Source organism: Inquilinus sp., assembly GCF_057815775.1.
In genome coordinates, this window is record NZ_JBYRFX010000913.1 from 1 (window position 1) to 10,427 (window position 10,427).

Genomic DNA, 10,427 nt, shown 5'->3' on the forward strand with positions numbered 1-10,427 from the left:
TCGATCAAAGATATTATATTGCATTGAAGTAGCAGAAAAGCGCGAGAAACTCAGGCACGAGCACCACTGGCGGCGAGAAAGGGATGGGGGCCAGTAGCAAGTCGGTTCGGCCAGCCGCGTATCGCCATGGGCGGCCGCCTGCTCTCAGATCTGATGCTGCCGGATGTTGAGCAGGATCTTGTGCAGGGTGGCGGTGAAGGCCTGGTATTCCACGGCATCGACGCCGTCGAGCATCCGGCCGAACAGGCCGTGCATCACCGGCCAGATCCAGTCGAACAGGCGCCGCCCCTCATCGGTGACATGGATCTCGCGCACCCGCAGGTCGCCGGCCCGCTGTTCGCGCCGGATCAACCCTTGCGCCTCCATGGCGTCGAGGGTGCGGCTCATGGTCGATTGCTCGGTCACGGCGAAGACCGACAGCTCGTTGATTGTCAGCCCGCTGGTGACGGCCAAGACCGCCAGCACCCGCATCTTCACCGTGCTGACATCGTGGTCCTTCAGCGCCTCGGCCAGGTCGGCGTTCCAGCGCGCCATCACCCGGTTCATCAGATAGGGCGCGAACTGGTTCAGCCCGATCTCGCCCAGGGTCGGCGGCGCCATGTCGTCGGCCGCGCGCAGCACGGCGGTGCGGGGGCGCGGCCCGGTCAAGCCGCCTTCTCCGCGGCGAAGCTGGCGACGGTCTTCAGCGCGCCGTCCAGGGCCGTGCCCTCCTCATCCAGCAGCGCCGCCTGCTTCAGCCGCCGTAGCCACGCCGCGGCATCGGCCCGGCCGTCCAGCAGCGGCAAGGCCGACAGCACCCGGTCGAATTTCGAGGCGCCGCGGGCATGGGTGTCGGAATAGCCCTTCACCAGCCGCCGGCAGCCGATGATCTCGACCGCCAGATCGTAGTCGCAGCCCAGCGTCGCCTCGGCCCGATCAAGCCAGGCCTGGAGATGCGCCATCTCCCGGGCATGGCGCAGGCTGGATCGGCGGATGCGGCGGAGGCCGCCGACCGCATACAGCGCCACGAACCAGCCGATCGTGCCGGTCCGCACCCGCCGGCCGCGATCGAGCCGCGGCCCGAAGGTGCGGAACAGGCCGGGATGGCGTTCGAGCCACAGGCCGAGCCGTCGCGGCAGGGTGCCCGCCACCTCCTCCAGCCGCGGATGCATGAATTCGGTGGTGGTGACGATCTGGTCCGGCTTGACGCCGACCTCGGCCCGCACCCGGTCGAAGCGGCTGCCACGGGTCTTCAGATCGGCGACGCGGATGACGTCGTCATAGGCCAGGGCCACGGCGAGGTACTTGGCGCAGGCCTGCAGGAAGGCGAAGTCGCGGCCGGCCCCGCCGGCGGCCTCGTCGAGCCCGCGCAGGCGGCGAAGCTGGTCGAGATAGGCGCCGGCATATGCCGGGTCCTGGAAGTCGACCAGCTGCCGGATGCCGGCGAAGGCCATGGGCTGGGCGGCCGGCGGCAGCTCGTCCCGGATCCGCCCGACCAGGGCGTCGAGCACGGCATGGCCGGTCGGGCCGGGCAGGCCCGGCAGGTGCTTCGACGGCGCCTTGGCCACCGGCTCGTGCGGCGCCTCGACGGCGCGGGCGAAACCGGCGGCGAAGGCGCGCAGGCTGGGCTCGACGCCCTTGCCGCCAGCCTTGACCGCGGCCTCGAAGGCTGTGCGGTCGAAGGGCAGCGCCGCGGCTGCCGCCAAGGCACCGAACAGCACGGCCGAGACCACGCTGCCGGCCTTTTCCGCCACCGCCTGCATGTCGAAGGCGATGGTCCGGCGGGCGGCGAATTCGGTGGCGTCGATCACGGTGACGGGATCGCCGATGCCGTCGCCCGGCGACTGCTTCTCCACCACCGCATAGGACCGGTGGGTCGAGGCGACCAGCACGGTCTTGTCGGGCGTCACCAGCCCGCGCAGCACCGACCGGCCGGCCTCCATCAGCTCCGCGGCGATGACGATGTCGACGTCGCCGGGGGTCGGCATCAGCGACAGGACCGGCGCATGGCCGTCCTTCGGCGGCAGCATTTCGAGGTAATAGATCGTCGCGCCGGTGCGCTGGGCCACGCCGGGCACCGAGCTGGACTGCGCCACCCAGCCCTGCTGTTCGGCGAGTGCGACGATCCAGTCGGCCAGCACGCCGCCGCCCTGCCCGCCCATGGCCAGGATCGCCACCGACAGCGGCTTGTCGGTCGACAGCCGGGCCTTGGTCTCGGTGCCGTTCATGGATGGGCCGTTCATGGCTCGAACGCCAGGCGATGCCGGGCCCGGCGCCGCTGCAGCGCGCCGATCACGGCGCCGCGGACCTTCGCCAGGGTGCGGTCGAACCAGGTCGGGTTCTGGATGATGTCGGCGCGGTAGAAGGACGGGCACAGCACCGCCGCCTCCGAGACCTCGCCGCAATTGCCGCAGCCGACGCAGCTGTCGTCGATTGCCGCGACCGGGTCGTCCTTCAGCGGGTCGTCGGTGTGCTTGACCGACAGCGACGGGCAGCCGGACAGGCGGATGCAGGCGTGGTCGCCGGTGCAGACATCCTCGTCGACGCCGAAGCGCTGCTTCACCACCCGCTTGCCCGCCTGCACCGCCTTGGCCAAAGCCGGCTTGATCCGGCGCTGCTTGTTCAGCATGCATTCGGAGGAGGCGACGATGATCTTGGGTCCCTTGGCCGCCGTGGTCAGCGCCTCGCGCAGCGTGTCGCGCATGCGGGCGACATCATAGGTGCGGTCGATGTGCCGGACCCATTTGGCGCCGACGCCCTTGACCGCGTCGACGATCGAGTTCTGGGTGGCCCGGCCGGGGTTGTCGGCACGCGAGGACAGGATGTCCTGCCCGCCGGTGGCCGCGGAATAATAGTTGTCGACCACCAGGATGACGCCGTCCTGCTTGTTGAACACGGCGTTGCCGATCGAGCTGGCCAAGCCGTTGTGCCAGAAGCCGCCATCGCCCATCACCGAGATCGACCGCTTGTCGGACTCGACGTTGAAGGCCGAGGCGGAAGCCGGGCCCAGGCCGTAGCCCATGGTGGTGGCGCCGATGTTGAACGGCGGCAGGATCGAGAACAGGTGGCAGCCGATATCGGCCGAGACGTGGTGTTGCCCCAGCTCCTGCTCCACCAGCTTCATCGCGGCGAAGATCGGCCGTTCCGGGCAGCCGGTGCAGAAGCCGGGCGGCCGCGCCGGCACCACCTCGGCCAGCGCCTTGACCTTGGGATGGTTCAGCACCGGCGACGGGTCGGGCAGCGGCGGCCGGTTGCCCAGCAGCACCGGGTCATGCACCTCCAGGAAGCCGGCGATGCCCTTGACCAGCACCGGCGCCGTGTATTCGCCGCCCATCGGCAGCATGTCCTTGCCGGCGATGCGGGTCTGGATGTCGCGGCGGCGCAGCAGGGTGTTCAGCGCCTGCTCGATGAACTCCGGCGCCCCCTCCTCCACCATCAGCACCGCTTTCTTGCCGGCGCAGAACTCCGCCACCTCTTCATCGATCAGGGGATAGGTGACGTTGAGCACGTAGAGCGGCACGGCCGAGTTGCCGTAGACATCGGCCAGGCCCAGCAGCTGCAGCGCGCGCAGCACGTTGTTGAACATGCCGCCCTGCAGAATGATGCCGACATCGCCCTGCGCCGGGCCGAAGACCTCGTTCAGCTTGTGCGTCCTGATGTAGTCGACCGCGGCCGGCCAGCGCCGCTCCAGCTTCTCCTTCTCATGCAGGAAGGAGGCGGGCGGCAGCACGATCCGGCTGGTGTCGCGCTTCGGGTTCTCCAGCGCCTGGCGCAGCGTGGTGGCGGGCCGCTTGTTGTCCTTGGCGGCGAACTGGCCATGGACATGGCAGGTGCGGATGCGCACCTCCAGCATCACGGGCGTGTTCGAGGCTTCCGACAGTTCGAAGCCGTGTTCGACCGCCTGCACGATCGATTCCAGGTTCGGCCGGGGGTCGAGCAGCCAGATCTGCGACTTCATGGCGAAGGCGTGGCTGCGCTCCTGCATGATCGAGGAGCCTTCGCCGTAATCCTCGCCGATCACGATCAGCGCGCCGCCGGTGACGCCGCCCGAGGCCAGGTTGGACAGGGCGTCCGAGGCGACATTGGTGCCGGCGGTCGACTTCCAGGTCACGGCGCCGCGCACCGGATACATCACCGAGGCTGAGAGCATGGCCGCGGCCGCCGCCTCCGACGCCGAGGATTCGAAATGGACGCCGAGGTCGTCGAGCACGTCCTTGGCGTCGGCCAGCACATCCATCAGATGCGAGATCGGCGCGCCCTGGTAGCCGCCGACATAGGACACGCCGGATTGCAGCAGCGCCTTGGTGATGGCGAGGATGCCCTCGCCGCGGAAAACCTGCCCCTGGCCGAGCTTGAGATCCTCGACCTCCCGCGCAAACGACCGTTCGGCCATCCCTGCCTCCTCTTGGGACGAGCGATGGCCGCCCCGGCTCTCCGTCCGGGTGCGGCCCGCCATCCGCATCGAAATTCTTATCTATGCAAAAACATATTTCTCCTGCGTAGAGACGGCGTCAAGCCTGTCGGTAGTGGATGAGATTCATATGTAATTGCATAAAGAGAGACGCGGCGAAATCATTCACCGTCATTGCGAGCGCAGCGAAGCAATCCAGAGATCGAGCCGCTGGATCGCCGCGTCGCTTCGCTCCTCGCGATGACGATGGGGGCGTTGGCGAATGCAACCCACGAGACCGTTCGGAAACGTGTTGGCGTGAGTCGGCTGGTGGTGGCGCCGAGAACCGGCGCGCAGCGGACGTTTGGGTCCGTGAGCACCGGAAGCGCAGGAGCCGCCATCAGACGGCCGCGCCGGCGCGTTTCCGGACGGTCTCACCGGGCGTGGCGTTTCGGCTTTGCCTTGATCTGCAGCTCGGCCTGTTTCTCGGCCGCCTTCGACACCTCGCGGAAGGCCTGGTCGCGGCCGGGCCAGTATTGTTTCGGCCAGGCTTGCGTCTTCACCCCGTACCAGGCCTCGGCCCGGCGGGTGAAGGCCGGGTTCCACAGATGCGGCCGGCCCAGCGCCACCAGATCGGCGCGGCGGGTGTGCAGGATGGTGTTGACCTGCCCCGCCTCGGTGATGGCGCCGACCGCCATGGTCGCGATCTTCGGCACGTTGCGGATCGCCTCGGCGAACTGGACCTGGAACATGCGGCCATAGACCGGCTGCTGGTCCGGCACGGTCTGGCCGGCCGAGACGTTGATCAGGTCGCAACCGGCGTCGCGGAACGCCTCGGTGATGGCGAAGACATCCGCCTCGCTGATGCCGCCCGCCTTCCAGTCGGTGGCGGAGATGCGGACCGACATCGGCCGGTCCTCCGGCCACGCCGCCCGCATCGCCCGGAACACCTCCAGGGGATAGCGCAGCCGGTTCTCGACCGACCCGCCATAGCCGTCCGTCCGCGTGTTGGTCAGCGGCGACAGGAAGGAGGCGAACAGGTAGCCATGGGCGCAGTGCAGCTCCAGGTGATCAAAGCCGGCCCGCGCAGCGCGTTCGGTGGCCTGCACGAACTCCGCCGTGATCCGGTCCATGTCGGCGCGGTCGATTTCCCGCGGCACGGGGCTGATGCCATCGAGCCAGGGCAGCGGCGAGGCCGAGGCCACCGGCCAGTTGGCCCTTGCCTCGGCGATCGGATGGTCGGGCGTCTCCCAGCCCAGCTGGGTCGATCCCTTGCGCCCGGAATGGCCGAGCTGCATCGCGATCTTCGCCTCGGTGTGGCCGTGGACGAAATCGACCAGCCGGGTCCACTGCGCCTCCTGCGCATCGGTCCACAGGCCAGGGCAGCCCAGGCTGATCCGCGCGTCGGGCGACGGGCAGGTCATCTCGACGAACATCAGCCCCATGCCGCCGACGGCGTGCGAGGCGTAATGCACGAAATGCCAGTCGGTCAGGTTGCCCTCGGCGTCGGCGGAATACTGGGCCATCGGCGCCATCACCACCCGGTTGGCCAGCGCCATGCCGCGCAGGCGGAAGCGGGTGAACATCGGCGTCGGCCGGCTGCGGCGGTAATCGTCGCCGGTTTCGCGCAGCAGCCGGTCGTAGAAGGCATCGTCGACGCGGCGCACGAACTCCGGATCGCGGATCCGCAGATTGTCATAGGTGATCGACTTGGCCCGGCACATCACCACCATGGCGAACTGCATCGGGTCCATGTCGGTGGACCGGTTCATGTGCTCGAACCAGGCCAGCGACACGTCGGCATTGTGCTGGGTGACCTGGCACGGCGTGCGCCTGGCGCGGTCATAGGCGGCGAAGGCGGCAGGCACGTCGGTCTCGGCATGCGCCAGGACGGCGTCCGACAGGGCGATGGCGCATTCCATCGCCAGCTTGGTGCCGGACCCGATCGAGAAATGCGCCGAGGCCTTGGCATCGCCCAGCAGCACGATGTTCCCATGCGACCAGCGCTCGCAGAAGATCCGCGGGAAGCGCCGCCACATCGACCGGTTCAGCAGCAGCGGATGGCCCTGCAGCTCTTCGGCGAAGATCGCCGCCAGCCGGTCGCGTGAGCCCTCCTCATCCGCCTCGGTGAAGCCGTGGCCCTGCCAGCAGGCCTCGTCCATCTCGAACACCCAGGTCGAGCGGCCTTCCCCGTACTGATAGGTGTGGGCGCAGATCACGCCGTGTTCGGTCTGGCGGAAGAAGTAGTTGAACTCGTCCATCGGCCGGGTCGAGCCCATCCAGCAGAACCGGTTGGCCTTGAACGAGATTTCGGGCTGGAAGGCGTCGCGGAAATGCTCGCGGATCGGCGAGTTGATGCCGTCGGCGGCGACGATAACGTCGGACTCGGCAAATCGCGTGGCCAGCGTCGCCGGGTCGATCCGTTCTGCGAAGGTCAGCTCGACCCCGACCTCGCGGCAGCGCTCCTGCAGGATCTGCAGCAGCGTCATCCGCGAGGTGCCGCAGAAGCCGTTGCCACCGCAGCGGATGGTCTCGCCCCGGTAGTGGATCGCAACATCGTCCCAATAGGCGAAGTGGTCGCGGATGCGTTCGTAGGAGTCGGGGTCGCGCGACAGGAACTCGTCCAGCGTGTCGTCGGAGAACACCACGCCGAAGCCGAAGGTGTCGTCGGCCCGGTTCTGCTCGTGCACCGCGACGTGCCAGCCGGGCTGCGCCTTCTTGGTGAGCAGCGCGAAGTACAGACCGCCGGGTCCGCCGCCGACAACCGTGATCCGCATCCTGTCCGTCTCCCTGCGAAGGCCGGAGGTCGCAATCCCGGCCCCATGTCAGGGAGCTTAGGCTGGATTGTTTTATACTTAAAGCATTTTGTGATCGAAGCGGACGGGCGAACCCACCGCGCTCACGCGCCTTGCGTCAGGCCGGCGGGCTGAAAGCCTGGGCGATGGCCTGGAACACTGGCAGGCCTTCGAGCCGGGCGGCATGGGCGCGCAGGGCCGGGAAACCCGCCATCGGCACCAGGCCGGGATGCGCATCGGCCAGGAAGCGCAGCGCCGCGGCCACGGCGATGTCGGCATGGCCGATGCGGTCGCCGAACCAGTGGTCGCCGGGCCGGCCGGCGCGGTCGGCCTCCAGCACGGCCAGGGCCTCGGCGATCTGGGCGCCGCAGCGCGCCACCCAGACATCGGACACCTCCCGATGCAGCTGCAGCTCGTAGAACAGGCTGACCGCCTTCTCCGCCGCCCCGGTCGCCAGGGCCGCGACCTTCAGCGCCCGGCGCCGGGCCGGCTCCTCGCGCGGAAACATCGCCCGCCCGGCGGGCACCAGGCTGTCGAGATGGTCGATGATGCTGTGGCTCTCGATCAGCACCTCGCCATCGTCCAGCACCAGCGTCGGCACCCGCAGCAGCGGGTTGTAGGGCCGGATCTTCTCGGCATCGCCGAACACCGACCACGGCCGATGCTCGAAAGGCAGATCGTACAGCGTCAGGGCGATGCCGATGCGGCGGACGAAGGGCGAATCATACTGGCCGATCAGGATCATCGCGAACGCTCCGATGGGAGAAAGCCGGCACACTCTGCCCGCCCGGATTCGCTCCTACAACCCGGCCGCTTCGCCGGCCTGCCCGAACTCGCGCAGATTCGCCCACAGCGTCGCGAAGACGCGTCGGACATGCGCCTCGATCGTCTCCCCGTCCTGCCGCACCCGCCCCGCCTCGGCGCCGATGCGCAGCCCGCCGACGGCGACCATGGCCAGCAGACGGAGGCGTAGCGGGTCGGCGCCGGGCACCGCCCGCGCCGCCAGGGCATCGGCCAGGATCCGCTCCAGCTTCGCGTATTTCACCTGGTCCCGCGCGGACAAGGCCGGCGTGTCGTGGATCAGCTGGCGGATCGCCATGACTTGGGGCGTCGCGGTCTGGATGATCGAGGCCGTCAGCGCCTCCTCGACCACCTGGGCCAGCGCTTCGCCCGCCGGCCGGGCCGCGACCGCGGCGACGAGGGTGACCGCGAACTGGTCCTGCCAGGCCACGACCACATCCTCCTTGGCCGGGAAGTAGTCGAAGAAGCTGCGCTTGGAGACGTCGGCCGCCGCGGCGATGTCGTCGACCGTGGTGGCGTCGAAGCCGCGGTCCAGGAACAGTGCCATGGCCGATTGCGCGATGCGCTCGCGGGTCCGGCGGCGCTTGCGCTCGCGCAGGCCCTCGGTCGCTGGCGGATCCGGTTCTTGGGAACGCCCCAAACTCTCACCTATTGCAAACTTGCATCTAGTGCATATTTGTGGATTGCCGAAGGCCGCGGCAAGCGCATTCGCCACCAGATGACGGACGACGACATCCCGAGTCAAACGATCCAGCCGACCGTCCAACCCTGGCGCACCGCCAACCTTCCCCCCATTCTGAACCCATCGCATCCGGAGATTGCCATGACCGCCTGGACGACCAAGGCCATACCCCCGCAGGACGGCAAGACCGCCCTGGTGACGGGTGCGACGAGCGGCATCGGGCTGGAGACCGCGCTCGCTCTGGCCGGCGCCGGCGCCCGGGTGATCATCGCCTCACGCAACCAGCAGAAGGGGACCGAAGCGCTGGCCCGGATCCGGACAGCGCATCCGGCGGCCGATGTGCGGTTCGAGCCGCTCGACCTCGCCAGCCTGGCCTCGATCGCGGATTGCGCCGACCGGCTGGGCCGGACGGTGCCGCAGCTCGACCTGCTGATCAACAATGCCGGGGTGATGGCGATCCCCACCCGCCATCTCACGGCCGACGGGTTCGAGATGCAGCTCGGCGCCAACCACCTCGGCCATTTCGCACTGACGCTGCGTCTGCTGCCACTGCTGCTGGCCGCGCCGGCGCCGCGGGTGGTGACGCTCAGCAGCCTGGCCCATCGCTCCGGCCGGATCGCCTTCGACGACCTGCAGTCGGAACGGCGCTATAAGGCGTGGCCGGCCTATAACCAGGCCAAGCTGGCCAATCTGATGTTCAGCCTGGAGCTGGAGCGCCGGGCCCGGGCCGAAGGCTGGAACTTGCGAAGCATCGCGGCGCATCCGGGCATCGCGGCGACGGGTCTGCAGGCCGCCGGGCCGGGCATGGGCCGGACGGCGCCGAAACTGTTCGAGCGGGTGCTGGGCCTGCTGATCCCCATCCTGGGGCAATCCGCGGCCGCCGGGGCGTTGCCGACGCTCTACGCCGCGACCACGCCGGTGGCCGAAGGCGGCGCGATGTACGGGCCGGACGGCTTCTCCGAGATCAAGGGATCGCCGCGCCGGTCGAAGATCGCGCCGCAGGCGCTCGACCAGGCGGCCTGGCGCCGGCTGTGGGATGCCTCCGAAGCGCTGACCCGCGTCACCATCGCCGGCCGGGCGGCGGCCTGAGCGGTCGCGGCCGCCGACAGGTCGCTTCTGGAAAACCCCAAGATGTAGTAATGTAACTACATCAAGAGGAGGCGGCGATGAGCATCACCACCCTGTCGAGCCGGGAATTCAACCAGGACACCACCCGGGCCAAGAAGGCGGCTCAGGACGGGCCGGTCTTCATCACCGACCGCGGTCGCCCCGCCCATGTCCTGCTTTCGATCGAGGACTACCATCGCCTGACCGGTGGGCAGGCAAGCATCGTCGAGCTTCTGGCGATCGACGAAGATGTGGAGCTGGACATCCCGCCGCGGCGTGATCTGGCACGCCCGGCCGACCTCTGATGCATCTCCTCGACACCAATGTCGTCTCGGAGCTGCGCCGCCGACAGGCCGACCCCAACGTGGTCTCCTGGGCGGGCTCCGTTCCCGTCGCCGGCCTCTTTCTCTCGGTCATCACCATCGAGGAGATCGAGATCGGGGTCATCCGCGCGGAGCATCGCGACCCCTACCAGGGCGCCATCCTTCGCTCCTGGCTGACCAACCAGATCCTGACCGCCTTCGCCGATCGGATCCTTGCCGTGGACACCGCTGTGGCCCGCCGCAGCGCCACCCTCTATGTCCCCGACCCCAGGCCGATCCGCGACGGTCTCATCGCCGCCACCGCCCTCGTGCATGGCCTGACCGTCGTCACCCGAAACACGGCGGATTTC

General features: G+C 68.8%; 9 protein-coding genes. 3 read left to right on the forward strand and 6 right to left on the reverse strand.

Annotation, left to right across the window (positions count from 1 at the left end; genetic code table 11):
• Positions 1-144 precede the first annotated feature (144 nt).
• The 6 genes from AC3XYG_RS32625 to AC3XYG_RS32650 all read right to left on the reverse strand — a co-directional run bounded on the left by AC3XYG_RS32625 (position 145) and on the right by AC3XYG_RS32650 (position 8,605).
• On the reverse strand, positions 145-648 hold the full coding sequence (locus AC3XYG_RS32625; protein WP_489144052.1) for a MarR family winged helix-turn-helix transcriptional regulator: 504 nt from the start codon (positions 646-648) through the stop codon (positions 145-147).
• Positions 645-2,222 (reverse strand): indolepyruvate oxidoreductase subunit beta family protein, encoded by a 1,578-nt coding sequence (locus AC3XYG_RS32630; RefSeq protein WP_489144053.1) that lies wholly within the window; start codon positions 2,220-2,222, stop codon positions 645-647. Before AC3XYG_RS32630 ends, AC3XYG_RS32625 begins: the two co-directional genes overlap by 4 nt.
• The gene (locus tag AC3XYG_RS32635) at positions 2,219-4,372 is read right to left on the reverse strand and encodes a thiamine pyrophosphate-dependent enzyme (protein ID WP_489144054.1); all 2,154 of its coding nucleotides are present in this window, start codon (positions 4,370-4,372) and stop codon (positions 2,219-2,221) included. Before AC3XYG_RS32635 ends, AC3XYG_RS32630 begins: the two co-directional genes overlap by 4 nt.
• 431 nt (positions 4,373-4,803) lie before the next feature.
• Positions 4,804-7,146 carry an oxidoreductase gene (locus AC3XYG_RS32640; protein ID WP_489144055.1) on the reverse strand — a complete coding sequence of 781 codons (2,343 nt, stop codon included), beginning with the start codon at positions 7,144-7,146 and terminating at the stop codon, positions 4,804-4,806.
• Between the two features lie 136 nt (positions 7,147-7,282).
• A complete protein-coding gene (locus AC3XYG_RS32645; RefSeq protein ID WP_489144056.1) occupies positions 7,283-7,909 on the reverse strand; it encodes a glutathione S-transferase family protein in 627 nt (208 codons plus the stop codon).
• A gap of 54 nt (positions 7,910-7,963) precedes the next feature.
• Complete coding sequence (locus AC3XYG_RS32650) at positions 7,964-8,605, reverse strand: TetR family transcriptional regulator (protein WP_489144057.1); 642 nt, start codon at positions 8,603-8,605, stop codon at positions 7,964-7,966.
• A gap of 183 nt (positions 8,606-8,788) precedes the next feature.
• On the opposite strand from AC3XYG_RS32650, the gene AC3XYG_RS32655 reads away from it, so the two are divergent.
• The 3 genes from AC3XYG_RS32655 to AC3XYG_RS32665 all read left to right on the forward strand — a co-directional run.
• Positions 8,789-9,736 carry an oxidoreductase gene (locus AC3XYG_RS32655; protein WP_489144058.1) on the forward strand — a complete coding sequence of 316 codons (948 nt, stop codon included), beginning with the start codon at positions 8,789-8,791 and terminating at the stop codon, positions 9,734-9,736.
• A gap of 77 nt (positions 9,737-9,813) precedes the next feature.
• Complete coding sequence (locus AC3XYG_RS32660) at positions 9,814-10,059, forward strand: type II toxin-antitoxin system Phd/YefM family antitoxin (RefSeq protein WP_489144059.1); 246 nt, start codon at positions 9,814-9,816, stop codon at positions 10,057-10,059.
• Positions 10,059-10,427: type II toxin-antitoxin system VapC family toxin (locus AC3XYG_RS32665; RefSeq protein WP_489144060.1), on the forward strand; the 369-nt coding region annotated here is incomplete at its 3' end. The genes AC3XYG_RS32660 and AC3XYG_RS32665, both read left to right, overlap by 1 nt.

Bases quoted from the DNA above. Each gene is read 5' to 3' on its own strand.
- AC3XYG_RS32630 (WP_489144053.1), bottom strand. From the start codon at position 2,222: ATGAACGGCCCATCCATGAACGGCACCGAGACCAAGGCCCGGCTGTCG.
- AC3XYG_RS32635 (WP_489144054.1), bottom strand. From the start codon at position 4,372: ATGGCCGAACGGTCGTTTGCGCGGGAGGTCGAGGATCTCAAGCTCGGC.
- AC3XYG_RS32655 (WP_489144058.1), top strand. From the start codon at position 8,789: ATGACCGCCTGGACGACCAAGGCCATACCCCCGCAGGACGGCAAGACC.
- AC3XYG_RS32660 (WP_489144059.1), top strand. From the start codon at position 9,814: ATGAGCATCACCACCCTGTCGAGCCGGGAATTCAACCAGGACACCACC.
- AC3XYG_RS32645 (WP_489144056.1), bottom strand. From the start codon at position 7,909: ATGATCCTGATCGGCCAGTATGATTCGCCCTTCGTCCGCCGCATCGGC.
- AC3XYG_RS32640 (WP_489144055.1), bottom strand. From the start codon at position 7,146: ATGCGGATCACGGTTGTCGGCGGCGGACCCGGCGGTCTGTACTTCGCG.